This is a genomic window from Streptomyces sp. NPDC012794, from assembly GCF_042901085.1.
In the GTDB taxonomy this organism is placed as follows: Bacteria; Actinomycetota; Actinomycetes; order Streptomycetales; family Streptomycetaceae; genus Streptomyces.
This window is the reverse complement of record NZ_JBIBCI010000006.1, coordinates 102,554-125,635: the sequence shown is the minus strand read 5'-3', so window position 1 is coordinate 125,635 and position 23,082 is coordinate 102,554. Positions and strand designations below refer to the sequence as shown.

Annotated in this window: 23 protein-coding genes and 2 pseudogenes; 11 read left to right on the top strand and 14 right to left on the bottom strand. The window is 72.4% G+C overall.

The features are described from left to right. Positions 1–144: 144 nt before the first annotated feature. A complete protein-coding gene (locus ACFY7H_RS13920; RefSeq protein ID WP_388937696.1) occupies positions 145–630 on the top strand; it encodes a cation:proton antiporter regulatory subunit in 486 nt (161 codons plus the stop codon). A gap of 5 nt (positions 631–635) precedes the next feature. Continuing rightward, positions 636–1,889 carry a cation:proton antiporter gene (locus ACFY7H_RS13915; protein ID WP_388938124.1) on the top strand — a complete coding sequence of 418 codons (1,254 nt, stop codon included), beginning with the start codon at positions 636–638 and terminating at the stop codon, positions 1,887–1,889. Positions 1,890–2,033: 144 nt separating this feature from the next. Here ACFY7H_RS13915 and ACFY7H_RS13910 read toward each other — a convergent pair whose 3' ends face one another. Then, the gene (locus tag ACFY7H_RS13910; RefSeq protein WP_388937694.1) at positions 2,034–2,915 is read right to left on the bottom strand and encodes a S1 family peptidase; all 882 of its coding nucleotides are present in this window, start codon (positions 2,913–2,915) and stop codon (positions 2,034–2,036) included. Between the two features lie 270 nt (positions 2,916–3,185). Here ACFY7H_RS13910 and ACFY7H_RS13905 point away from each other — a divergent pair, with 270 nt between their 5' ends. Beyond that, positions 3,186–4,631: a collagenase gene (locus ACFY7H_RS13905; protein ID WP_388937692.1), complete on the top strand. Its 1,446-nt coding sequence runs from the start codon at positions 3,186–3,188 to the stop codon at positions 4,629–4,631. Positions 4,632–4,752: 121 nt separating this feature from the next. Here the strand turns inward: ACFY7H_RS13905 and ACFY7H_RS13900 are convergent, their stop codons facing one another. Next, entirely contained in the window at positions 4,753–6,267 is a 1,515-nt protein-coding gene (locus ACFY7H_RS13900) for a DHA2 family efflux MFS transporter permease subunit (protein ID WP_388937689.1), read from the bottom strand. A gap of 211 nt (positions 6,268–6,478) precedes the next feature. Continuing rightward, positions 6,479–7,849 carry a DUF5685 family protein gene (locus ACFY7H_RS13895; RefSeq protein ID WP_388937687.1) on the bottom strand — a complete coding sequence of 457 codons (1,371 nt, stop codon included), beginning with the start codon at positions 7,847–7,849 and terminating at the stop codon, positions 6,479–6,481. A 1,009-nt stretch (positions 7,850–8,858) separates the two neighbouring features. Between ACFY7H_RS13895 and ACFY7H_RS13890 the strand changes: the two genes are divergently transcribed. After that, the gene (locus ACFY7H_RS13890; RefSeq protein ID WP_388937685.1) at positions 8,859–9,371 is read left to right on the top strand and encodes a hypothetical protein; all 513 of its coding nucleotides are present in this window, start codon (positions 8,859–8,861) and stop codon (positions 9,369–9,371) included. Between the two features lie 5 nt (positions 9,372–9,376). Then, on the top strand, positions 9,377–9,913 hold the full coding sequence (locus ACFY7H_RS13885) for a hypothetical protein (RefSeq protein ID WP_388937683.1): 537 nt from the start codon (positions 9,377–9,379) through the stop codon (positions 9,911–9,913). 290 nt (positions 9,914–10,203) lie between these two features. On the opposite strand, the gene ACFY7H_RS13880 is transcribed toward ACFY7H_RS13885, so the two are convergent. Next, positions 10,204–10,620 carry a hypothetical protein gene (locus ACFY7H_RS13880; protein WP_388937681.1) on the bottom strand — a complete coding sequence of 139 codons (417 nt, stop codon included), beginning with the start codon at positions 10,618–10,620 and terminating at the stop codon, positions 10,204–10,206. Between the two features lie 202 nt (positions 10,621–10,822). Here ACFY7H_RS13880 and ACFY7H_RS13875 point away from each other — a divergent pair, with 202 nt between their 5' ends. Further along, positions 10,823–11,353 carry a hypothetical protein gene (locus ACFY7H_RS13875; RefSeq protein ID WP_388937679.1) on the top strand — a complete coding sequence of 177 codons (531 nt, stop codon included), beginning with the start codon at positions 10,823–10,825 and terminating at the stop codon, positions 11,351–11,353. Positions 11,354–11,377: 24 nt separating this feature from the next. Here the strand turns inward: ACFY7H_RS13875 and ACFY7H_RS13870 are convergent. The 8 genes and pseudogenes from ACFY7H_RS13870 to ACFY7H_RS13835 all read right to left on the bottom strand — a co-directional run. Continuing rightward, positions 11,378–11,888: pseudogene (locus tag ACFY7H_RS13870) on the bottom strand (MFS transporter); the annotation flags it as partial. Between the two features lie 6 nt (positions 11,889–11,894). Beyond that, positions 11,895–13,271 carry an NAD(P)-binding domain-containing protein gene (locus tag ACFY7H_RS13865; protein ID WP_388937677.1) on the bottom strand — a complete coding sequence of 459 codons (1,377 nt, stop codon included), beginning with the start codon at positions 13,269–13,271 and terminating at the stop codon, positions 11,895–11,897. 139 nt (positions 13,272–13,410) lie between these two features. After that, positions 13,411–14,194, bottom strand: a pseudogene (locus ACFY7H_RS13860) (sulfite exporter TauE/SafE family protein). 76 nt (positions 14,195–14,270) lie between these two features. Next, positions 14,271–14,993, bottom strand: coding sequence for a cation transporter (locus ACFY7H_RS13855; RefSeq protein ID WP_388938122.1), 723 nt, complete (start codon positions 14,991–14,993; stop codon positions 14,271–14,273). Positions 14,994–14,998: 5 nt separating this feature from the next. Then, positions 14,999–15,334 (bottom strand): ArsR/SmtB family transcription factor, encoded by a 336-nt coding sequence (locus tag ACFY7H_RS13850; RefSeq protein WP_388938120.1) that lies wholly within the window; start codon positions 15,332–15,334, stop codon positions 14,999–15,001. Positions 15,335–15,636: 302 nt separating this feature from the next. Next, on the bottom strand, positions 15,637–16,692 hold the full coding sequence (locus ACFY7H_RS13845; RefSeq protein WP_388937675.1) for an ArsO family NAD(P)H-dependent flavin-containing monooxygenase: 1,056 nt from the start codon (positions 16,690–16,692) through the stop codon (positions 15,637–15,639). Beyond that, positions 16,689–17,483 carry an aquaporin gene (locus tag ACFY7H_RS13840; protein ID WP_388937673.1) on the bottom strand — a complete coding sequence of 265 codons (795 nt, stop codon included), beginning with the start codon at positions 17,481–17,483 and terminating at the stop codon, positions 16,689–16,691. The genes ACFY7H_RS13845 and ACFY7H_RS13840 overlap by 4 nt, the downstream gene beginning before the upstream one ends. A 37-nt stretch (positions 17,484–17,520) precedes the next feature. Further along, complete coding sequence (locus tag ACFY7H_RS13835) at positions 17,521–17,835, bottom strand: ArsR/SmtB family transcription factor (protein WP_388937671.1); 315 nt, start codon at positions 17,833–17,835, stop codon at positions 17,521–17,523. A 181-nt stretch (positions 17,836–18,016) separates the two neighbouring features. Here ACFY7H_RS13835 and ACFY7H_RS13830 point away from each other — a divergent pair, with 181 nt between their 5' ends. From ACFY7H_RS13830 to ACFY7H_RS13810, 5 genes are all read left to right on the top strand, one after another. Continuing rightward, positions 18,017–18,466 carry an arsenate reductase ArsC gene (locus tag ACFY7H_RS13830; RefSeq protein WP_388937669.1) on the top strand — a complete coding sequence of 150 codons (450 nt, stop codon included), beginning with the start codon at positions 18,017–18,019 and terminating at the stop codon, positions 18,464–18,466. A gap of 286 nt (positions 18,467–18,752) precedes the next feature. Further along, positions 18,753–19,406 (top strand): C39 family peptidase, encoded by a 654-nt coding sequence (locus tag ACFY7H_RS13825; protein WP_388937667.1) that lies wholly within the window; start codon positions 18,753–18,755, stop codon positions 19,404–19,406. 244 nt (positions 19,407–19,650) lie between these two features. Then, positions 19,651–20,538, top strand: coding sequence for a LysR substrate-binding domain-containing protein (locus ACFY7H_RS13820; RefSeq protein ID WP_388937665.1), 888 nt, complete (start codon positions 19,651–19,653; stop codon positions 20,536–20,538). An 82-nt stretch (positions 20,539–20,620) separates the two neighbouring features. After that, complete coding sequence (locus tag ACFY7H_RS13815; protein WP_388937663.1) at positions 20,621–20,998, top strand: PadR family transcriptional regulator; 378 nt, start codon at positions 20,621–20,623, stop codon at positions 20,996–20,998. Further along, positions 20,995–21,552 (top strand): hypothetical protein, encoded by a 558-nt coding sequence (locus ACFY7H_RS13810; protein ID WP_388937661.1) that lies wholly within the window; start codon positions 20,995–20,997, stop codon positions 21,550–21,552. The genes ACFY7H_RS13815 and ACFY7H_RS13810 overlap by 4 nt, the downstream gene beginning before the upstream one ends. Before the next feature lie 21 nt (positions 21,553–21,573). Here ACFY7H_RS13810 and ACFY7H_RS13805 read toward each other — a convergent pair whose 3' ends face one another. Together ACFY7H_RS13805 and ACFY7H_RS13800 are read right to left on the bottom strand one after the other, a co-directional pair. After that, positions 21,574–22,194, bottom strand: a complete 621-nt coding sequence (locus tag ACFY7H_RS13805; protein WP_388937660.1) for a hypothetical protein — start codon at positions 22,192–22,194, stop codon at positions 21,574–21,576. Between the two features lie 51 nt (positions 22,195–22,245). Next, on the bottom strand, positions 22,246–22,938 hold the full coding sequence (locus ACFY7H_RS13800; protein ID WP_388937659.1) for a hypothetical protein: 693 nt from the start codon (positions 22,936–22,938) through the stop codon (positions 22,246–22,248). Positions 22,939–23,082: the final 144 nt, after the last annotated feature.

Sequence of the window (23,082 nt, the reverse complement as noted above, 5' to 3'; positions counted from 1 at the left end):
GCCCGCTTCTCACGAGAGACGAATGGCGACCGACCCCTCGCTCACCCGATCAGGTGATCCGCATGTCGATAAGGTGACAACGAAGGGTGTGCCCAGGCACGTCCGGTCTGCCGCAGGACACCACTACGAACCAGGGGGCTCGCCGTGCCCGTTCCACGTCTGAGCAGTACACCGCTGCCGGGTATCGGGGTCAGGTACGACCTCACCACCCGCGAGCACCGCCGCCTGTCGGTGGTCGCCCACCGCGACGGCACCCGGACGGTGAACGCCTACCGCAGGGACGATCCGGACGAGTGCGCGCTGTCGGTGAAACTGACCGCCGGTGAGGCCGAGGCACTGATCGACGCGTTGATGCCCTCGCACCACAGCCCGAACCTGCTGTCCACGACCGATCTGGGGCTGGTGGCGGAGCGGATCGAGCTGTCCTCGACCTCTCGCTGGAACGGCCGGGTGCTGGGCGAGACCAGGATGCGGACCGCGACCGGGGCGTCGGTCGTGGCCGTCCTGCGCCGTTCGGGAGCGGTCCCCTCGCCGACGCCGGACTTCCGTCTGGCGGGCGGGGACACGCTCATCGTGATCGGCACCCGCGAGGGTGTCGGGGCCGCCGCCTCGATCCTCGGCCGGGAGTGAGCGCCGTGCACTCCTCCGCGGTCTTCCTGATCGAGTTCGGCGCGATCATCCTGGGACTGGGCCTGCTGGGCCGCTTCGCCGGCCGGTTCCGCTTCTCCCCGATACCCCTCTACCTGATCGCCGGCCTCGCCTTCGGCGAGGGCGGACTGCTGCCGCTCGGGGCGAGCGAGGAGTTCGTCGCGATCGGCGCCGAGATCGGCGTCATCCTGCTCCTGCTGATGCTCGGCCTGGAGTACACGGCCAGCGACCTGGTCTCCAACCTCAAGACCCAGTACGCGGCGGGCCTGGTCGACGCCGCCCTGAACGCCTTGCCCGGCGCGGCGATGGCCCTGCTGCTGGGCTGGGGTCCGGTCGCGGCCGTCGTCCTGGCCGGAGTCACCTGGATCTCTTCCTCCGGCGTCATCGCCAAGGTGATGGGGGACCTCGGGCGCCTCGGCAACCGCGAGACCCCGGTGATCCTCAGCATCCTGGTCCTCGAGGACCTCGCCATGGCGGTCTACCTCCCGATCATCACCGCGTTGCTGGCCGGGGTGAGCCTCGCCGCCGGGAGCGTCACCCTCGCGATCGCGCTGGGCGTGGCGGGCCTGGTGCTGTTCCTCGCGGTCCGCTTCGGCCGGGTCATCTCACGGTTCGTCTCCAGCGACGACCCCGAGAAGCTGCTGCTCGTCGTCCTCGGGCTGACCCTCCTGGTCGCCGGGATCGCCCAGCAGCTCCAGGTGTCGGCGGCCGTCGGAGCCTTCCTGGTCGGGATCGCCCTGTCGGGCGAGGTCGCCGAAGGTGCGCACAACCTGCTCAGCCCGCTGCGGGACCTGTTCGCGGCCGTGTTCTTCGTCTTCTTCGGCCTGCACACCGACCCCGCCAGCATCCCGCCCGTGCTGCTGCCCGCCCTGGCGCTGGCGGTCGTCACGGCCGGCACGAAGATCGCCACCGGCTACTGGGCCGCACGCCGCGCCGGGATCTCGGTGAAGGGCCGCTGGCGGGCGGGCGGCACGCTCGTGGCGCGCGGCGAGTTCTCCATCGTCATCGCGGGGCTCGCGGTCACCGCGGGCATCGAGCCCGCCCTGGGGCCACTCGCCACCGCCTACGTCCTGGTGCTGGTCATCGTCGGACCGCTGACCGCCCGCTACACCGAACCCGTCGCGACCTGGCTCACCGGACGCCGCACGCGCGTCCGCGCGGCCCGGCCCGCGGCCGCGGAGGTCATGCCGGAGGCGCTGGAAGCGGTCGACGACAGCACGGCCGGCCGCCGCGGCGCATGAGCCGGCCGACCGGGCGGGTCCGCCGTCGTGGCGGCCACCACCGCACCGAGGCACGCCGGGCTCGCCGGCCCGCCGGGCCCGCTGGGGCGACCGCGCCCCGGTCCCGTGTCACCGGTCGGGACCGGGGGCGGCCGAGGGGCATGCTCAGAGGAGGGACACCCGGTACTTGGCGAGGGCCTCGGGCACCGGCTGGTAGAACGTCGTACCGCCGACAGTGCAGTTGCCGCTGCCGCCGGAGGTGATGCCGAGCGCCTTCGTGCCGTCGTACAGCGCCCCGCCCGAGTCGCCGGGCTCCGCGCACACGTTGGTCTGGATCATGCCGCGGACCGTGCCGCCGCCGCTGTAGTGGACGGTGGCGTCGAGACCGGTGACCGTTCCGCTCTTCGTGCCGGTGGTGGAGCCGCTGCGCTTCACGGGCTCGCCCACGTAGGCGTCGGCGGCGGTGAAGCCGCCGGGGTGGCTCAGCGAGGTGTTGTCGTAGCGGACCAGGGCGTAGTCGTTGCCCGGGAAGCTCGACCCGACCGTGGGCCCGATCAGTGTGCTCTGGGCGGAGTTGGCGTACCAGGTTTTGACCACGTTGCCGCAGTGGCCGGCGGTCAGGAAGGAGTACGTGCTGCCGCTGACGACGTTGAAGGCGGCCGAACAGCGGTAGCCACCGCCGTAGATGGCGTCACCCGGCCCCAGCAGGGTGGTGAACGTGCCGGGGGTGCGCTCGATGCGCAGGGCGCCCGCCTCGGCCCCCGCCGCCTTCCGGATCTTCTCCAGGCCGGCGGCGGACACGGTGCTGTCTGCGGTCACGACGACCCGGCCGTTCGCCCGGTCCACGTACCAAGCGGTCCCGCCGACGTCGGCGTTCAGGACGGCCTGGTCGACCCTGGCCAGCTCCGCCGCCCCGAAGGACCGCGGGGCGGCGGCCTGGGCGGTGGGCAGGGTGAGCCCGGTGGCCGCCAGCAGGCCCGCGGCGACGGCGGCGAACACGGCTCGTCTCGGCGTACGGGTGGGGGAACTGGTGCGCGTGATCCTCACTGCTCTCCTCCTCGGAGCGTCGGGGCCCGTGGGGTGTGGGCCCTGTGAGGCGCTTCAGGAAATGGCGTGTCCCTGACAGGCGCTGAAGTGAGTATGTGGAGGGACTCCCTCACGCACAAGACCACCGGCCTCGTCCGCCCCGGGAGCGTCCGCCCGCGGCAAGCCGCGCGGTCCGGGGGGTTAACAGTGCCATTTCACATTGCTATGTTACGCGGCACCGCTTCGCGGCACCGTACCCTCCACCCCTGCCGAACCGTCAGGAGACTTTCCTTGCCCGCTCCGAGATCCTTGCGCGCGTCCCTGCTCACCGCCGTGACAGTCGCGGCGCTCGCCCTGTCCGCGCTGCCCGCCGCCCAGGCCTCCCCCGCGCCCGCCCCGGGCTCGGCACCCGCCTCCGCGCCCGCCTCCGCCATCGCCACGAAGGCGGACCCCGGGCCGTCCGACTCGGCTCGCGACCGGCGCGACCGGCGCGACCGCGTGGAACGGGCCGCCACGGCCGCGTCCGCCACCCAGGCCACCGCCGGGGGCTCCTGCCATTCGCCGAAGTGCAAGGCCGAGCTGGAGGCACGGCTCTTCCCGTACACGTACACCTACGACAAGGGCGCGATCAAGGTCCGCACCGGACTCGACCGGGCGACCGTCGACCAGCTCTACTACGCGAGCAAGCAGGTCAAGTCACACTTCCACCGCGTGCTCGGCACCGAGCAGCCGCTCGCCGGAGACACCAACGCCACCCTCACCGTCGTGCTGTACGCCTCGCGCGCCGACTACGTGGAGTACCAGCCGATCCTCACCGGTCTGAGCACCAACAACGGCGGCATGTACATCGAGTCCACGGCGACCTTCTACACCTACCAGCGGCGCGTGCCCGAGGACTCCTCCCTCACCCTGGAGGAACTGTTCCGGCACGAGTACGCCCACTACCTCAACGGCCGGTTCGCCGTCCCGGGCACCTTCGGCTCCGGCGCCTGGTACAGCGGTGACCGGACCACGGCGATGGACGAGGGCACGGCGGAGTTCTTCGACGGGGCCACCCGCGACGACGGGGTCGCGGTGCGCAAGTCCCTGGTCCAGGGGGTCATCGACGACACCGCGGCCGGCGGCCCGCGGATGAGCGTGGACCAGCTCCTGCACGCGACGTACTCCGGGGACGGCTTCCGCTTCTACGACTACGCGGGCACCTTCTTCGAGTACCTGTGGCGGGACAGGCCGTCCGAACTCCAGGCCATGTACCGGTACTTGAGGTCCAATGACGTCACCGGATTCGACGCCTGGCGCAACCGCCTGGGCGCCGACGCCGCCGTCCAGCGCGGGTACGACACCTTCCTCGACGAGCAGATAGCCAAGGTCGGCGACCTTTACGTCCCCCGTACGGTGTTCCAGCCCACCGGGACCCTCACCCACGACACCGCGGACCAGGTGCGGTCGGCCCTCTCCGCCGCCAGTGGGACGGCGGCGCAGTGCGCGGACACGGGTGCCACCGGCGCCAACCGGCGGTTCGTGTGCACGGGGCAGCTGACGGCCACGCTGCGCGACACGGCCGCCCCGGACCTGGTCTTCCAGGACATGTCGGCCGCCACGGACGGGCGGCTGATCGAGCGCGCCCTCGGCAGCGGCACCAACTTCCAGGACATGAACTGCTGGTTCGGCCCGACCGCCATCGCCGGAAGCGCCGGCACCTCCGCGTACACCTGCGAGGGCCCGCTCAGGGGCTGACGGGACGGAACGCCGTCTCCGCGCCGCTCGGCTCCGGGAGGGAGCCGGCAGCACGGAGCCGGCGTTCCACCGACCGGGGCGGGCGACCGGCCGCCGCCCGCTCCCCGCCGGCACCGGGGCCTCAGGTGGGCGTATGGGCGGTCTTGTTCGTCGCGGTGCCGTCCTCGTCCTGGGCCTCCGGCTCGGAAGGCTTCTCCGGAGCGGGCGGAGTGCGGATCAGCAAGGCGACCAGTACGGCCACGGCCCCGAGCACGGCGCCGATACCGAATCCCCACCGGACGCCCGCGGCGAGGGCGCCGGTGGCGTCGGCGCCCTCGGCCGCCGCCGTGGCGGCGCGCCCCGACATGACGCTGATGACGAGGGCGGTGCCGGCGGCGGCCGCGACCTGCTGGAGCGAGCCCAGGATGGCGGAGCCGTGGGGGTAGAGGTGCGGCGGGAGTACGGACAGGCCGGAGGTGAAGACGGGGGTGAAGACGAACGCCATGCCCGCGCTCAGGGCCACGTGCAGGGCGAGCACCACCCACGGCGAGGTCTGCTCGCCCGTGAGCGCGAACAGCGCGAGGCACAGCGCGGTGAGTACGGCGCCGGGGACGACCAGGCGTGGAGCGCCGAGCCGGTCGTAGAGCTTGCCGACCTGCGGTCCGAGCAGGCCCATGGTCAGGCCGCCGGGGATGAGGAGCAGGCCGGTCTGCAGTGAGGTCAGGCCGCACACCTCCTGGAGGTAGATGGGCAGCAGGATGAACGCACCCATGAGGGCCATGAAGGACAGGCACATCAGGCCGAGCGCCACGGAGAAGTGACGGAACATCAGGGCACGCAGGTCCAGCAGTGGTGCGGACGAACGCTGCAGTGCCAGCTGCCGCCATACGAACAGGCCCACGAGCACGGCGCCGGCCACGGTGATGGCCTCCGCGGGCACGGGGGCCTGGGCGGCGTTCTCGGCGCCGAGCCCGCTCAGGCCGTAGACCAGGGCACCGAAGCCCGCTGCCGCCAGGGGGACGGACAGCCAGTCGATGGGGGTGGCCTGCGGCTCGCCGATGTTGACCAGTTTGCGCCGGCCGAATATGGCCATGGCTCCGGCGATCGGAAGCACGGCCACGAACAGCAGGCGCCACGAGCCCAGCTGCAGCAGCACTCCGGAGACGGCCGGGCCGAGCGCGGGGGCGACGGAGATGACGAGGGTGATGTTGCCCATGACGCGCCCGCGGTCGTGCGGGGGCACGAGGGTCATCAGGGTGGTCATGAGCAGCGGCATCATGACGGCGGTGCCGCTGGCCTGGATGACGCGGGCGGCCAGCAGTACGGGGAACGCGGGCGCGGCCGCGGCCAGTGCCGTGCCGGCGAGGAAGAGCGCCATGGCGAGACCGAACGCGGTTCTGGTCGTCACGCGCTGGAGGAACCACCCCGTCACCGGGATGACGACGGCCATGGTGAGCATGAAGGCCGTGGACAGCCACCCCGCGGCGGCGGCGGTGACCTCGAAGTCGCGCATGAGCCGCGGGATCGCGTTGACCATGATCGTCTCGTTGAGGAGGACGACGAAGGTGGACAGCACGAGGATCCGCAGCACGGCGGTGACGCGGGCGGGTGAGGGGCTGGGTGTTTCGTGTGGTGCGGGCATGGTGCCTTCCGTCATGTGAGTGTCCTCCGCGCGTGGCGGTCACCCTGACAGACTGCGGCGCCGGCAAGAACTCATCGGTCTTCCCCGATCCTGTCGGCGCCGCCGCCCGGGTTCAACCCATTTTCCCGGCCCGGGACCGCCAGGAGGCGGCTTCGGAGCAAACCGGCGCCTCCCGCTGCGGGCACCCGGTTTCCCCGCCGGGCGGGGAAACCGGGCTCCTCCATCTTCAGTCGCAGCAGTCGCAGCAGCACTTGCACGGATTGCAGCAGCCACCACCGCCACCGCAGCCGTCGCCCGAACCTCCGCCGGAACCACCGGAGCCACCGGAGCCACGACCGCCGCCCGAACCGCCGGAGTAGCCACCGGAGTTGCCGCCGGAGTAGCCGCCGCCCTGGCCGCCGAACCAGCCGTCGTTCCCGGAACCGTCCCGGCTCGAGCCGCCGTTGCGGTTGCCGTCGCCGAACTGGATGGGCTCCCCGTCATCCGGGCCGCCGTCGTCGCACCGGCAGCACCTGGAGCACAACCTGCAATCGCCGCACAGCCGGCCCCACTCGCGACACCGCCGGCACTGTCCCTCCGGCGGCCTGCCCGACGCCGTCACCCCGCCCATCGTGGCAGCGCCCGCAAGCTCCCCCACGCCGCAGGCCGAGGCCGTTTCCGTATCCGTCTCGGTACGGCGTCCCAGCCAGGGCAGCATACGCAGGCCGCCCCGCACCTCTCGTCGGGGCTTGTGGGGACGGTGCCGAGGGTCGAAGACACGGTCGACGGCACGTTCCAGCTCGCCGCCCAACAGCGTCCGTACCAGCCGTCCGTCGACGAACACGGCGTCATCCAGGGCGAGTCGGATCCCGCGGACGGCATCGTCGCAGAGCCGGCGCACCTCGGCTCGGTCCGCGCCGGTCACGGAGATCGGGTTCCACGCGCCGGACGCCGCGTCCGCGTCCAGGTCCTCCACCGCATCCAGCAGATGCGCCAGCCGACCGAACAGACGGCCCGCTTCCGCCAGCGGTTCGGCGTTGCCCGGGCGGTCCGTAAGCACCGCGGTGTACGCGAAGGCGGCTGCCGTCGCCGTCTCCGAGGGCTCCGTGACCGCCAGCAGCGAGCCCCCGTGACCGGTCGCCCGCTCGATGTCCGCCTGGCGCTCGACCGCACGGATCAGCAGCGCGGTGTCGAAGCCGAGCCGCTCACCGCCCGCGACGCCCGCGCGGTCCCAGTTGTGGGCGATCCGGCGGGCCGCCAGCGCCACCGGGCGCCGCCCCACCAGGCCGTCACCGTCGGCCGCGTGGTCGCGCATCTTCGCCGCGGCCAGCACCAGCGACACCGTCGCCGCCAGCCGCGCACCCTCACCCCGCGCCACGTCCGCCGACCGCATCCCGCGCAGCGGGCACGGCCCGGCACCCCGCCGCCAGTCCCCGGTCCGCTCCGACTGCGCTTCGGTCAGCACCGAGACGATCAGGCCGTCATAGTTGGTGGCCACCCTCGCGAACTGCCCGTACTCGCTGCGCAGAGCCAGGCACAGCCCGCACAGATGCGCCATCCACTCGGTACGCAAGCCCTCGCCCAGGCGATGACGGCATGGCCTGATGATTCCGAACACCGATCGTTCTCCCCCGTAGGAACAGCTACCCGGACGCATCCGGTCGGACGGCTCACGGACGCAGGACTGCACATGAGCACGACCCGGCGCGACGTCAACCACATGTGACACCAGCGCGCGGCCGACATCCTAGACGGTCCCTCCGGAGCGCTGGGCGCGGAGTCGCGTACGACAGCGTCCCGGGCCGTTACGTGACGGACGACGGCCGGCCCGGTGCGTCTGCGAGGGCTGGACCCGCGCCACAGCTCCGCGCTGCGCGCCGCCGAAACGGGTGCAGTACGGAGGAACCGCGGGCGCAGCCGAGCCCGCACGTGTCACCGTCGGAGACCGCACCGACGCGCCGCGCCGTCGACCACTCGCGTTCCGCGGGCCCGGGATGCAGTGCCGGGTCTCGATGAGGGAAGTGTGACGTTGCGCCAGAAAGTGCCGGGGCCGGGCAGCGCTACGGGTGTATGTCCGACCCCGGCTCGGAGGGCCCGGACGGGTCTGGCCGAGGGCAGCCACGCGAGGAGGTATCGGCTCCCCGGCGGTCCCCGTACGAGCCCTTGCTGGGGCCGACGGCCCGCTGGCCGGCGGGGGGGTGCGGCAAGGGTGTCGAGGTCTTCATCGGGGAGGAGGGTCAGGCCGCTGGCCGAGCGCACGGGCAGCACCCCGCAGCCGGCGGTACGGATGGTGTAGGCGGTCGTGCCCGGTGCGTGGACGGCGAGTATCCATGTTGACTCCGGCGAAGACGGCCATCGGTCCCGATACGTCCAGGGCTTCGACGCCGTCGAACAGCGGGATGTACACGGTCCGGGTCCTCGCCACTCCAGCCTGCCCGCCCCGACACCTGTCCACAACGTCACGTTTCCCACCTTTCGCGCCGTACGGGTCGGGGCAGTGTCCACGCCCCGGAGCAGGACGGCCGACCGGGTCCCGCGCGGGGCGCCGAGGGGACGGGCGCGAGAGGCGTGTGCTGCCGGTCGGGAATGCGCGTGTCCTCTCGGTGAGGCCGTGCGAGCATCGGCAGGTGATTGACGATGAGGAGCTGCCTGCCGCCGACCTGATCGGAAGGCGACTGCTGAAAGTGACCACGGCTTGGCACCATTACGCTGACGACGGACCGTCGCTGGTGCACCTGTGGCTTCACCTGGAGGGTCTGGGCCCGGTGCTGTTCCACACCCCCTCGACCGGCTTGTCCCTGCGGGCCGACCAGCCGCACGGCCCGTACTCGATGGAGGAGTGCGGAAGCGTCTCCGTGATCGACGGTTCGCCGGATGTTCCGGTGACCCGGTTCGTCGGACAGACGATCCGCGCGGTTCGGGAGATCGACTACGACGACGGCCATGTCGGCTTCACGGCCGGCCTCACCCTCCGGTTCCCCAGCGGCAGCATCCGCCTGCTCGGTCTTGAGGACAGCCTCCTCATCGCCCATGACCAGCATCTGGGCGCCATCGAGGCCCACCTGCGCGAGGACGTCGACACCCGGGACGGCGACGAGCCGAGGGTCCGCACTACCCCGTCGACCGGCCCGAAGGCCTGAGAACGATGGTCACGCACCCCAGCCGCGATTACGCGATCACCGCGATGTACTCCGTGCCCGACGACGCTTGCTATCTGGAACTGGAACTCCTCCGCGAACAACGGACGCTCGTGACCGCGGTCGTCCCCGACGAGGACCCGGGGCGCGAACCGATGGTGCGCTTCGATCCCCGAGGACGGCACCTGGACATCCCGTACGAGGTCATGCGCTGGTTCATGGACCAGGTTGCGGAGGAGATCCGGACGTCCCGCGCCTGGATGCGGCTGCGGCCCGAGCTGGTCGAGGTCATCCACCGCCTGCGCCAGGAGTACCTGGGCGCCATCGACGACACCGACTTTCCCGACGTCCTCGCGGAACTGCGCACCACTGTCCCTGAGGCCGATCTGCCCGTCGTTCTCGCGGCCTCCTTCGGGCTGAATCCCGATGGCACCCCCATGGACGGCATGCGGGCCTTCCAGCTCGTCGACGTGGCGGCGGCGGTAAGTGATCACCGGCCCGCCGCCCCCTCGTCGGCCGAGGTCAGCGGCTCGTGTGGTTCATGACGCATTGCCGGGCCCGGCGACGGCCCGCCTCATGCCCTCCCGGGCAGGCCGACGCGGCTCGGTGGACCGCGCCGACGAGAACGGGAGGAGAGGACCGGGCCCGTACGACGAGGCATCGTCCCCTGCTCGCGGCTCCACTGGCCGTCGACGTACCGCCGCCTTCCCCGCTGCACGGGGCACGCATCGGCGCTCGTCCTCCGCGGAAATGAGCCCCGCCCCCGCCGATCGGCGGGGGGGGGATCCCACCCGCCCCGTTCCCCCGCGGGCGGGCCGGGGCGGACCGGAGCGCCTCAGAGGACTCGCGTACAGCCGCTGCGGGTGCAGAACTCCTCGGCCAGACGGACGTTGTTGCCGTCGTACATCGTGATGTAAACCCGCTGGACGCCGCCCGGGACCGCGATCCGCAGCGATCCGCTGAGGGGCTGGTCCGGCCCGCCGGCCTGGGCGAACGGGCTGCAGATGAGACCCGACCTCGCGTCGCCGTTCGCCCCGTAGGCGCAGACCCGGCGGTAGCCGCTCGCCGCGTGGACGGCGCCGGAGACGGTGGCGGTGTACCCGTCGGTGAAGTGGATCGTTCCGGACGTGGTGCTGTTGCCGTAGGCCATGCCGAAGGGCATGTCCACGGCGTTCACGGTGGCTTGCGCCGGCGCGGCGAAACCGATGGCCGTCATCGCGGCCGCGGCCATCACCATCAGGGCCTTGCGCATGTCTCTTCCTCTCCGTCGGACGAACCTGGAGCGAACAGGAGCTTCGGCCACCCTACTCGCGGCCGCCGGCTCGACCACCGCGATCAGGCCGACGTCGCACACCCGCGGCACCCGCTTGTGCCGGTGGTTCGAGGCGGCCCGTCGTCCGATGGGGCCGTCCGGAGGGATGTTCACCGCCGGAGGCGCTCGGTAGGTTCACGCCATGAGTGATGACGAGGACTACGTGGACAAGAGCCCGGCCGCCGCACGCATGGGGAAGGCCGCGGAGTACTTGGTCGCGGCCTCCTGCATCCTCGCCACGGGCGGGGAGTTGAACGTCTCCACCTCGCTCGTGGACGACGAGGGGGTGGACCTCGTCTTCCACCGGCGCGGGAGCTCCGCGACTCTGGCGGTGCAGGTGAAGGCGCGGATGTCCACGGGAACGCAGGTGCAGAAGAGCCGGTTGATGGCCTTCGTGCGGTCGCAGACGTTCCAGCCGCGGACCAACCTGGACATGCTGTTCATCGTCGTGGACGTCGAGCGGGGGGTCATCACGATGGCGTGGCTGATCCCGAGCGGCACGTTCGCCGAGATGGTGACCGAGCCGAACAGCAAGGGGCGCCTCACGTTCTCGGCGTCGATGAAGCCGGACTCCAAGGATCGCTGGAGCCAGTTCCGGATGCCGGCGGCGGAGCTCTCGCAGCGCGTCCTCGCCCGATTGGCCGAATTGGAGAAGGTGGGGGTCGCTGGTTAGGCGGTCGGCAGAGGAGCCGTTCTCCTCGGCGAGAGCCGCGCTCAAGGGGGCGAAGGCGGTGGAGGCGAGACCGCCCGCGAGGGTGACGATGGTCAGGGCGCGGACGCGGTCGGGTCCCCACCAGCGCGTGAGCGCGGCGAAGGCGGGCGGGTAGGAGGTTGCCGCCATGACCACCCCCGCGAGGACCCAACCCATTGTGAAGACGGCCGGGTTGGGGCGGCGGCGATGACGAGGAGCGCGAGGGTGCCGAGTACGGACCCTGCGGTCATCACGGCGCGCGGCCCTCGGCGGTCGAGGATCCGGCCGATGGGGATGCCGGCCACGGCGGAGAGGAGGAGCGCGAGGGAGAAGGCGGCCGTCGCGCCGTTGACGGACCGGCCGGTGTCGGCCGTCAGCCGCGGGAGCGGGCTGGGGAAGGCGTAGTAGACGTGCCCCAGCTGGTTATCTGCGTGGCGCAGAGCGCGGGCAGGACGCCGCGGGGCCGCGACCGGTCCCCTGTTCCGGTCGCGGCCCCGCTGCTGCGGGGATCGGTCACCGCGGGTCAGCAGCCGCCGGACTGGGCCGGTGCGCCGACGCCGAGGCCGACAGTGAGCGTGGTGGGGGCCGCGCAGCACCCGCCGCCGGTCTCCTCGGCGGCCTGGGGCTGGTCGAAGAGTCCGGCGCCGCCGCAGACTCCGGTCTCGGGGAGGGTCAGCTCGACGCGTTCGGCGGCTTCCCGGTCGCCCGCGAGGGCGGCGGCGATGGAGCGGACCTGCTCGTATCCGGTCATGGCGAGGAAGGTCGGCGCACGGCCGTAGGACTTCATGCCGACCAGGTAGACGTCCTTCTCCGGGTGGGAGAGCTCGTTGACTCCGTGGGGGTAGACGGTGCCGCACGAGTGCTGGTTCGGGTCGATCAGCGGCGCGAGCTCCAGCGGGGCCTGGAGGCGCTCGTCGAGGCCGAGCCGCACTTCGTTCAGGAAGGAGAGGTCGGGGCGCAGGCCGGTGAGGACGATGACCTCGTCCACGGGATCCAGATGCCGGCCGTCTTCCGCTACGAGGACCAGCCTGTCGCCGTCGCGCCGGACGGCGGAGGTGCGAAAGCCGGTGACCGCGTCGGCGTAGCCGTCGTCGACGGCGGCCTTGGCCGCGAGGCCGAGGGCGCCACGGGCGGGGAGCTGGTCGGCTGTGCCGCCGCCGAAGGTGGAACCGCTGATGCCCCGGCGGAGGACCCACACCGCTCGGGTGGCGGACTCCTCCTTGGCGAGGTCGGCCAGGTAGGCGAGGGCGGTGAAGGCCGAGGCTCCGGAGCCGATGACGGCGGTGCGCCTGCCGGCGTAGCGGGCGCGGACGGCCGGGTCCTTGAGGTCGGGGATCCGGTACGAGATCCGGTCCGAGGCGGCGTGCTCGCCGAGGGCGGGGAGGCCGTCGCCGCCGATGGGGCTGGGGGTGGACCAGGTGCCGGAGGCGTCGATGACGGCGCGGGCGGTGATCCGCTCCTCGGTGCCGCCGGCGTTCAGGACGCTGATGGTGAAGGGCTGCGCCTCGCGGTCGGCGTCGACGATCCGGTCGCGGCCGAGCCGGGAGACGCCGGTCACCGTCGCGCCGTAGCGGACCCGGTCCCCGAGGACGTCGGCGAGCGGCTGGAGGTACTTCTCGGCCCAGTCCGCGCCGGAGGGGTACGTCGCACCGTCGGGGGCGGTCCAGCCGGTGGGGGCCAGGAGCTTCTCGGCGGCCGGATCGACGATCTCGGACCAGGTGGAGAACAACCGCACGTGACCCCACTCGCGCACCGCGCTGCCGGCGGCCGGTCCGGCTTCCAGGACCAGGGGCGTGAGGCCACGCGCGACGAGGTGCGCGGCGGCGGCCAAACCGGCCGGGCCTGCCCCGATGACCACGACGGGCAGGTGGCCGTTGGCGGTGGTTGCGCTGGCGTTCACGAGGTTCCCCTTTGGTTTGACGCTTGTCGATGTCTTGCCCGATCAGCATCCCACCTGCTTCGACGGGCGTCAACATAGACATCTATCAAAATTGGGCGGTCGCCTCCCCTGGCGGGCGGGTCCGGCCGGCGTGAGCGCGTCAGATGACGGTCTGGGCCGCGTAGAGGACGCCGAGGGCGGCGGCCAGCGCGCCGAGCAGGAGCCGCAGTGCGGTCCCGGGGAGGTGGGGCTGCAGGCGGGCGCCGAGGTAGCCGCCGATCAGGCCGCCCGCACCGCAGGCCAGGCCCAGGGGCCAGTCGGGGGCCACTCGTCCGCTGCCGGCCAGGGACAGCAGCGCGAAGGTCGCGGCGCCGACGAGGGACGTCGCGAAGGTCGAGGCCAGGGCGGCCGGGGCGACACGGGCGACGGGCACGCCCCGGCCGACGAGGATCGGGCCGAGGAGGGACCCGCCGCCGATCCCGTAGACGCCGCCCACCACTCCGACGGCCAAGGCGAGGCCGGTGACCGTACGGGCGGACGGTTCGGCGGCGGGCCGCTCATGTGGAGGGCGGAGCGTACGGGCACACAGCCACAAGCCCAACGGCAGCAGGAGGACGGCGATGAGGAGCCGGAAGACGGTCGGGCCCGGCAGGGCGAAGACCCGGATGACGGCGCCCGCGCACACCCCGGGAAGGCTGCCGACCACCAGACGGAGGGTGAGCGAGCCGCGCAGGGCGCCGGTCCGGCCGTAGCGCCACAGGGCTCCGGGGCCGGCGACGACGTTGAAGAGCAGGTTGGCCGGCGTGACCGCGGGGGGTCGGCACGCTGAAGACGCTGAGCTGGACCGGGAGCAGGAACACCGCCCCCGACACCCCGACCGGTGCGGTGACGGCGGCGATCAGCAGCCCGGCGGCCGGCGCTCCCAGAACGAGCCACCAGTCCACCGCTGCCCCCGCCCCGAGATCGTGGGGCCAGTATCAGCCCGCCCCTCCCCGGGGCGGCCGGCCCGCAATGCGATGTTCACGGACAACAGGCACAGCCGGGCTTGCACGCGCACGCGTTCCCGCCCGCATCCCGGTCCGCATCCCCGTCCGGCGCGGTGGCCGCCGCGGTCGACGGAGCCGCGCAGCAGCCCTTGCCCTGCCAGGCGTCGCGGCCTTCCTTGACCGCGACGGCGGCGATGACGAGGGCGGCGATGGGGTCGGCCCAGGACCAGCCGAGGGTGGCGTTGAGGACCAGACCGGCGAGGAGGACTGCGGAGAGGTACGTGCAGAGCAGGGTCTGCTTGGAGTCCGCGACCGCACTGGCGGAGCCGAGTTCACGCCCCGCGCGACGCTGGGCGGCGGACAGGAACGGCATGACCGCCAGCGAGAGCGCGGCGATGACGATGCCGGGGACGGAAACCTCCGCCTCACCGGTGCCGGTCAGGGCGCCGATCGCGTCGAAGGTGACGTAGGCGGCGAGGGCGAAGAAGGAGACGGCGATGATCCGCAGGGTGGTCTTCTCGCGGGCTTCGCGCCTCGCGTGGTCGCGGGCGGAGAACTGCCAGGCGACGGCGGTGGCGGAGGAGACCTCGATGACGGAATCGAGGCCGAAGCCGATCAGTGCGGTGGAGGAGGCGAGGGTGCCCGCGGTGAGCGCGCCGGCCGCCTCGATGACGTTGTAGGTGATGGTCGCGGCGACCAGGAGGCGTATGCGCTGGGCGAGGGCGTCGCGACGGGCCGGGGAGGGCCCGAGGGACATGACCATCAGCAGCAGCCCTCCGTCTCCGCATCGGCGCAGGTCTTGTCGTTCTCGACCGCGAGGACGGCGGAGCGCAGGTCGCCCAGTGCGAGGCCGAGGCGGCGGTCGGCGAGCTCGTAACGGGTCCGGCGCCCGTCCGGGACGGTGACGACGAGGCCGCAGTCCCGCAGGCACGTCAGGTGGTTTGACAGGCGGGTCCGGGAGACCCCGAGGCTGTCGGCGAGGTCGGACGGGTAGGCCGGCGCCTCGCGCAGGGCGAGGAGGATGCGGCAGCGGATCGGGTCGGCGAGCGCGCGGCCGAAGCGGGCCAGCACCTCGATGTCAGGGGCGACGGTGAGCACGCTACGACAGTACATACTATCCTGAATCCACAAAACCTTGGATTCCGGTCTCCTCGTCGGGCGTCGTGCCCCTCGCGAAGGAACCGCACGGCCCAGGGGGCCGCGGTCTTCCGGACCGCCGGCGCGAAGGACGTACTGGAGCTGGGGGCCGGCCGCGGCCGCGACGCGCTCCACTTCGCGCGCGAGGGCGTCACCGTACGCCCACCGACTTCAGCCCCACCGGCCTCGACAGCTCCGTGCGGCTGCCCGGGGACATGGGGCGCGTCACCCAGACCTTGCCCCGGTGACGGCCCCACCGATCGTCAACCGAGCAGAGCCGCGACCTCCCGGGCCGCGTCGCGGGCGGGGCGGCCGACGCCGATGAGGGTGGCGGAGGCGGGGCCGGTCCAGTCGCCGTAGCCAATCAGGTGCAGGCGGGGCTCGTCGACGGCGCGGGTTCCGTCGGTGGCGATGCGGCCGCGGGCGCCGCGCAGCCGCAGTGCGGCGAAGTGGGCCAGGGCAGGGCGGAACCCAGTGCACCAGATGACCGCGTCGGCGACGGACCGGGTGCCGTCGGCCCATTCGGCTCCGGCGGCGGTGAGACGGCTGAACATCGGCCGCGCGTGCAGGAGTCCGGCGTCACGGGCCGCGCGTACGGGCGGTACGGCGACGATGTCGCCGAGGGACGCGACGCCTCCGGTGTCGGCGCGGCCTTCGTCGAGGGCCCGCCGGCGGGCGGTGGCGGCGTCGAAGAGGGCGCGGCCGTCGATGTCGTCGGCGAGGTAGCGGGGCGGGCGCCGGGTGACCCACGTCAGGTCCGCGTGCCCGGCCAGGTCGGCGGCGATCTGCGCGCCGGAGTTCCCGCCGCCCACGACGATCACGCGCTGTCCGGCGAATGCGGCAGGACTCTCGTACTCGACGGTGTGCAGCTGGCGGCCGGTGTACTCGCGCCGGCCTGGGACGGCGGGCAGGAAGGGACGGGTCCAGGTCCCGGTGGCGCTGATGACGGCGCGGGCCCGCCAGTCGCCGCAATCGGTCCCGACGCGCAGGAAGGCGCCGTCGCGGTGGACCGCGGAGACGCGGACGCCGCGCCGGACCGGGAGTTCGTACCGCTTCTCGTAGTCCGCGAGGTACTCCACCACGTGCGCGGCGTCCGGGTACGTCTGCCCGGACTGGGGTGGCATGAGCCGGCCGGGCAGGGAGGAGTAGGCGGCCGGGGAGAACAGGCGCAGGGAGTCCCAGGCGTGCTGCCAGGCCCCGCCCGGCGTCGCCTGGGCGTCGAGGATGACGGAGTCGACGCCCAGGCGGCGCAGGTGGTATCCGGCGGCGAGCCCGGACTGGCCGCCGCCGATCACCACCACGTCCGTGCGCATGCTCATGCGGCGGGCGTCCCGGTGCCCGCCCTGCCGCGCACGAAGATGACCGCTACCAGAGCCAGGCCCACCACCGCACCGATCAGCTGCATGCCGATGAAGCCGGCCACGGAGGCGGGGGCGATACCGGCGAAGGTGTCCGTGAAGGCGCGGCCGACGGTCACCGCCGGGTTGGCGAAGGAGGTGGAGGAGGTGAACCAGTACGCGGCGCCGATGTACGAGGCGACCGCGACGGGGGCGAAGCGCAGCCGGTCGGTGCGGGCCAGGCCGAAGACCAGCAGGATGAGTCCGGCGGTGGCGACGACTTCGCCCAGGAGGAGGTTGCCGGCGGAGCGGTCGTGGGTGGACCACTTCACCAGCGGCTCGCCGAACATCGCGTCCGCCATGATGGCGCCCGCGATCGCACCGACGATCTGCGAAGGCACGTACACGGCCAGCTCGCGTGCGGTGACCCCGGCACCGCCGCGGCGGGCGGTCCACCACTCGGCCAGCGTCACGGCCGGGTTGAAGTGGGCGCCGGAGACCGGGCCGAGGAGGGTGATCAGGACGCCGAGGCCGAAGACCGTGGCGGTGGAGTTGGCCAGGAGCTGGAGCGCCAGGTCGTCGGTGAGCTCGGTGGCCTGGATGCCGGAGCCGACGACGACCGCCACCAGGGCGGCGGTGCCGACCATCTCGGCGGCGGCACGGGCGACCAGTGGAGCGCGGGGCGGGGTCGCGCCGGGGGCGGGCCGGGGCGGGTCGGCGGCTATGACGGACTCCGCTGCGGGGGCGGCGGCGACGCGCTCGGTGGCGGTCAAGGCGGGTTCTCCTCGGGCAGGTGAGGCGGACAGCGGGCTACGGGCAGGACCGCTTGAGGTTCGCTTCGGCGGTGGCACGCGCGGTCCGGGCGAGGTCCGCGAACTGACCGGCGAGGGCTTCGATGACTTCCGGGCGCAGCCGGTAGTAGATGTACCGGCCGCAGGGCTCCGTCTCCACGACCCCGGCCTCGCGCAGCACCTTCAGGTGGTTGGAGAGGTTCGTCTGCTTGGCGCCCGTCTCCTCCACGAGGTGGGTGGTGCAGAGGGTCTCGCGCGCGAGCAGGGTCACGATCCGGAGCCTGAGCGGGTCGGCCAGCACCCGAATCAGATCAGTGTCGACTGACGTCATCATGTGCTGATACTGTCACATCAGCCGGGCCTGACACCACTCTGAGCTGACCTGATCGGCTCCACCCGGCGGAGCCCGAACGCCGTGGTGCACGAGACCCGCGACGCCATGGACGCCGACGTCACCGAACCGCTCACGCGGCTCGCGCCCTGAACCCCGTGGCCACCACCCCAAGGAAGAACAGATGTCCTCCGCTCTCCCCCAGCCCGGCGCCCGGGAAGTACCCGCAGCCGCCTCCGTCCTCTTCGTCTGCATCCACAACGCGGGCCGCTCCCAGATGGCGGCCGGGTTCCTCCGCCACCTCGCGGGCGACCGCGTCGAGGTCCGCTCCGCCGGCTCGGTCCCCGGTGACCAGGTCAACCCCTCCGCGGTGGCCGCCATGGCCGAGCTGGGCATCGACATCTCCGACCAGAAGCCGAAGGTGCTCACCCCCGAGGCCGCTCAGGCCTCCGACTACATCATCACCATGGGCTGCGGCGACGCCTGCCCGTACTTCCCCGGCAAGACGTACCTCGACTGGCAGCTCGAGGACCCCGCCGGCCAGGGCGTCGAGGCCGTCCGCCCCATCCGCGACGAGATCAAGGGCCTCGTCGAGGGCCTGATCGCCGAGATCGACGCCAAGAACCAGGCGTGACCGCCGCGACCGGGACCCGTACGGCGACCGGTACCGGGACCGGCGGCGTACGCCGCGCCTGACCACCACACATCCCGACGGTCGACGCGTTCGTCGCCGGCCCCCGGCCCCCGGCCCCCCGGGCCCCCGGCCCCGCTTAAGCTCCGTGGCGGGGCCGGGGCTTCCCGCTTTCCGGCGCCCGCGCTGCCCCGCGGCATGCCGCCGCCTGCGGAAGAGACGTGCGGCAGCTCACCGAACGAGCGGGAAACGACACCCCAAGCCGCCCCCGACCACGGAGGAGTCTCGTATGACGGACCCCTTTCCGCCCCTCTCCTCGTACCGGCCCGTCCGCCACCAGGTGCCGTACTTCGCGCAGTGGGAGTCGCCCGAGCTGGTCTCGGAGATCGTCATGGGCCGCCTGGACGCCGCCGACGACCCCCGCTGGCGGGCCTCCGGCGCCGACTCTCCCGAGGAGTACGCCTTCTGGTCGTGGCGGGTGTGCGGTATGGCCTGCCTGCGGATGGCGCTGACCCACTGGGGCCTCGACGCGCCCCCGAGCGTCACCCTCGGCAAGGAGTACCTCGAAGCGGGCGCGTACGCACCGAAGGAGGGCGGCCTGCACGGGCTGATCTACGAGCCCTTCGCCCGCCACACCCGGGACCGCTTCGGCCTCTACGCCGAATCCCGCCCCAGCCTCCCGCTGCACGAGGTCGCGTACCAGCTGCACGCCGGCCGCCTCGTCGTCCTCTCCGTCCACCCGGGCGTCCGCGACGGGGACACCGAGCCGCCCCACCGCGGCGGACACCTGGTGCTGGCCGTGGGGGCGGACCGGAACGCCGTCGCGATCCACAACCCGTCGGGCCGGCACGGCACCTCGCAGGAGTTCGCCGACGTCCCCTGGCCGGTGATGCGCCGCTACTACGCCGGTCGCGGCGTCCTGCTCGGCCGCCCGGCCGACTGACCCCGCCCCCTGGGTGGACCGCCCGCGCCGCGCAGGTCGTTCGTTGAGCGTTCCTCGTCCGGGCAACCCCACTCGATGACGCCCTTCGCCGCCGGGGGCCGCCTCGGTCACGGCGAACGCGAGCGAGCTCTCGAACTCCGGCTGCCAGTGGCCGAAGCGGGCGACCGGGCGCGATCATGATGAAGGTAAACTTGCGCCCGGTTCGATTACCGCCGGGTCATCGTCTGAGGGGGCTGGGGAGCCGGTGGAGCTGCGGGACATCGAGATCTTCCTGGTGCTGGCCGAAGAACTGCATTTCGGCCGGACGGCACAGCGGCTGCACGTCTCCCAGGCCCGCGTCAGCCAGGCCATCAAGAAGCAGGAACGGCGCATCGGCGCCGAGCTGTTCACCCGCACCAGCCGCACCGTACGCCTGACCGAGATCGGCCGGCAGTTCCGCGACGACCTGCAACCGGTCTACGCGGGCCTGCACGACTCCCTGGAACGGGCCCGGCTGGCGGCCCGCGGCATCACCGCACAGCTGCGCGTCAGCCTGATGCCGTTCAACATGCCCGAACTGCACCCCTACTGGAAGGCCTTCCGCGCACGCCACCCGCAGTGCGAACTCCAGATCCGCCTGGAGACCTTCAACGACGTCTTCGGCCGGCTCCGCTCCGGCAGCACCGACGTACTGGTCACCTGGCTGCCGGTCGAGGAGCCGGACCTCACCGTCGGCCCGGCCTTCTGCACCGACTCCCGGGTCCTCGGCGTGCGCGCCGAACACCCGTTCGCCGGGCGGGAGTCCGTGCCCCTGGAGCTGCTCGCCGAGTTCCCGCACGCCACCTCCCTCGACGTCCCGGACTACTGGGAGGACAGCTACCTGCCCTTCCACACTCCACGGGGCCGGCGGATCGAGCGCCTCAAGCTGGCGGACAACTCCGACGAGCTGGTCAGCCTGATCGGCATGGGCGAGATCATCCACACCTTCCCCAGCCATGTCACCAAGTACTGGGGCATGTCCCACATCCGGTGGCTGCCCATCCCCGAGATCGGGAACCTGACCTTCGCCCTGGTCTGGCGGACCGAAGCCGAGAACGACCTCATCCGCGCGCTGGCCGACACGGTCCGGCACCTCGGCGTCTTCCACTTCTGACACGGCCCGGCCGGGCTCCGGCCGGGTCTTGGCAGGCCAGGTTTCTTGCGGTGCAAGATACCCGCCGACTATCTTGTACCGCATGACAAAGGACCTGTCCGCGGCCGGTGACCAGCGGCGCAGTCAGCTCCTGCGCGGCGTGCTCGACCTGTGCCTGCTCTCGCTGATCGCCGAACGACCCCGGTACGGCTTCGAGTTCGCCGAGGCGCTCGCCGCCGGCGGGCTGGAGCTGGTCAGTGACGGCAGCATCTATCCACTGCTCGCACGGATGGAGCGGGCAGGGCTCGTCTCCTCGTACCGTGCTCCGTCCCCGAGCGGCGGTGCCCCGCGCAAGTACTACCGCCTGACCGGGGCGGGGCACGCCGAGCTGAGCGGCGGCCGCGCCGACTGGCTCGCCTTCGCCGGGCAGGTGGGCCGCGTCCTGACCACGACGGAACCAACGGGGGGAACCACGCCATGACGAACACGCAGATCCTCGCCGCCTGCCGCAGCAACTGGGAGTACCGGGGCATCGACGACGCGTCGGTGAGGGAGATGCTCGACGAGCTCTCCGCACACCTGGAGGACGCGGAGGCGGCCGGCCGCACACCACAGGACGTCGTCGGCGACAACGTCCGTGCCTTCGCCGCCGCATGGGCGCGGGCACGCGCCCCGCTCCCGCGCCGGGTGCTGCGCACCGCGTCCCTGGGGTGCTTCGCCATCGGCGTGGTCCTGCTCCTCTCGTACGCGCCCCGGTGGACCACCAGCCTGGACGTGACCCCCGGATACCTCGCCTTCTGGGCGGTGCTGGGCACCGTCACCGTCGTCTGGGAGCTGCGGCGCGGCAACCTCGGCATACGCCGGAGCTGGGCGGTCGCCTGCGCCGCCGCCCTGCCCGCGGCGCTCCTCACGGACCGGCTCGCCGGTGACGGGGTGCTGTTCGAGCTGCCCTTGTGGGCGGCGCCGGTCCTGCTGCTGCCCGGACTGCCGTACGCCGTCGCAGACGCGCGGGCCAGGAGGAGCGGCCGGGCCTGAACACAGGCCCGAGCGGCGGCGTCAGTAGAGGCGGTTGACGACGTTGCGCATGGTGGTGTTCTTGAAGTAGTCCACCGGCGGAGCGCTCCAGTTGCTCTCCCATTCGAGGAGGGTGACGGTGTCACCGTCACGGCCCACTCCGAACAGGTGGTTGTGGTAGAGGCTGCTGTCGAAGGTGTACGTCAGGCGCATGCCCTGGACGGTGACGCCCTCTTCCACGTCCACCGCCCCGTAGTCGTATCCGGTCACCACGGTGTGGGGCCCTTCGTAGAGCCGCGGGCAGTCCGCGTAGGCCTGCCGGGCGCGGACCGCGAAAGCGGCGGCCTCGGCTTCGGTTTCGAAGACCACGGTGTTCTGCCTGCCCGCGGCCGTCTCGGACGTGGCGACCTCACGGCTCCACACGTTCACCTCGGGCGCCTGGTTGTCCGGCCAGAAGCCGAAGCAGGCGGTGAAGTTGTTCCAGCCCCGGACGGCCGGCGCGCCGTACCAGGTCGTGCCGTCCTTCGGCATGTCGGACAGGTACACCATGCCCGGCCGCGGCCGCCACTCGACGGCTACTGCCTCGGCCCCCGACGCCAGCGCCGTCAGTGCGGCGGCCACGGCCGCCGTGACCGCCGCGCGCATGCTCTTCCGTAGTGCCATGAGATCCGGTCCCCCTGTGGTTCGTCGGTCGTCGGTCGTCGGTCCGCGGGCTCAGCCGGTGACGGTGTGGCCCAGCGGGCCGCCGACGATCTGGCCCTCGCAGTTCGGGTCGTTCGACTCGGACAGTTCCCGTGACTGGTTGACCAGGCAGCGGTACACGGGGGCGCCCGCCACCCCGGCGGGCGGGCCGTCGTGGATCCAGCCGAGGCGCGTCACGTACTGCTGTCCCTCGCAGTTGACGTCGCGGGAGAGGAAGTTGTCTCCCCGCACCACGCACAGGTAGAGGGGGCTGGTGCCCGGGGCGGCGCTCGTGAGCAGACGGCCCAGGGAGCCCTCGCGGTTGTAGCCGTCGGGGACGTGCCAGACGCTGCTGAGGTGGTCCTTGCCGGGCTTCAAGTAGCGGTCCAGGGACAGCTGGGCGGCGCTGACCGCCGGCTCGCCCACGCAGGTGACCTCGCGGGTGGAGGTCCAGTACCCGCCTACCTGCTGGAAGTCCGTGCCGTTGGTGATGCGGCACTGGCTGCTGCTGAAACCCGTGGCGGCGGCCTTCGCGAGGGCCGCTTCCAGGGCGGCGCGCTGGGCGATGTTCAGCGGCCCGCCTCCGAAACCGGTGTAGCGCAGTTGCACGGGGCCGGCCGAAGCGGTGGCCGCCTGGGCGCCGGTGGCACCCGCGATGAGGCAGGTCGCGGCGGCCACGGCCACGGCGGCCGGGCGCAGCCGGCCTGACAGGGACGATCGGTTCAACGGGAACTCCTCCTTGCGGCGGTGACGGTCTCCTGTCCGGGGACCGTCTTGACGCCGGGAAACGTATCGAGATCCACTGAACGCGCGGCACCCGCCAGTTCAGGGGGGTGGCGCGGCGGGGGATCGTATGCGGGGGGGGTGGGG

What these genes read in the sequence shown, in the direction of transcription:
- ACFY7H_RS13900 (WP_388937689.1), bottom strand. Translation starts at nt 6,267, where the DNA reads ATGACGGAAGGCACCATGCCCGCACCACACGAAACACCCAGCCCCTCA.
- ACFY7H_RS13885 (WP_388937683.1), top strand. Translation starts at nt 9,377, where the DNA reads ATGGTCACGCACCCCAGCCGCGATTACGCGATCACCGCGATGTACTCC.
- ACFY7H_RS13880 (WP_388937681.1), bottom strand. Translation starts at nt 10,620, where the DNA reads ATGCGCAAGGCCCTGATGGTGATGGCCGCGGCCGCGATGACGGCCATC.
- ACFY7H_RS13875 (WP_388937679.1), top strand. Translation starts at nt 10,823, where the DNA reads ATGAGTGATGACGAGGACTACGTGGACAAGAGCCCGGCCGCCGCACGC.
- ACFY7H_RS13855 (WP_388938122.1), bottom strand. Translation starts at nt 14,993, where the DNA reads ATGTCCCTCGGGCCCTCCCCGGCCCGTCGCGACGCCCTCGCCCAGCGC.
- ACFY7H_RS13845 (WP_388937675.1), bottom strand. Translation starts at nt 16,692, where the DNA reads ATGAGCATGCGCACGGACGTGGTGGTGATCGGCGGCGGCCAGTCCGGG.
- ACFY7H_RS13835 (WP_388937671.1), bottom strand. Translation starts at nt 17,835, where the DNA reads ATGATGACGTCAGTCGACACTGATCTGATTCGGGTGCTGGCCGACCCG.
- ACFY7H_RS13830 (WP_388937669.1), top strand. Translation starts at nt 18,017, where the DNA reads ATGTCCTCCGCTCTCCCCCAGCCCGGCGCCCGGGAAGTACCCGCAGCC.
- ACFY7H_RS13825 (WP_388937667.1), top strand. Translation starts at nt 18,753, where the DNA reads ATGACGGACCCCTTTCCGCCCCTCTCCTCGTACCGGCCCGTCCGCCAC.
- ACFY7H_RS13815 (WP_388937663.1), top strand. Translation starts at nt 20,621, where the DNA reads ATGACAAAGGACCTGTCCGCGGCCGGTGACCAGCGGCGCAGTCAGCTC.
- ACFY7H_RS13810 (WP_388937661.1), top strand. Translation starts at nt 20,995, where the DNA reads ATGACGAACACGCAGATCCTCGCCGCCTGCCGCAGCAACTGGGAGTAC.
- ACFY7H_RS13805 (WP_388937660.1), bottom strand. Translation starts at nt 22,194, where the DNA reads ATGGCACTACGGAAGAGCATGCGCGCGGCGGTCACGGCGGCCGTGGCC.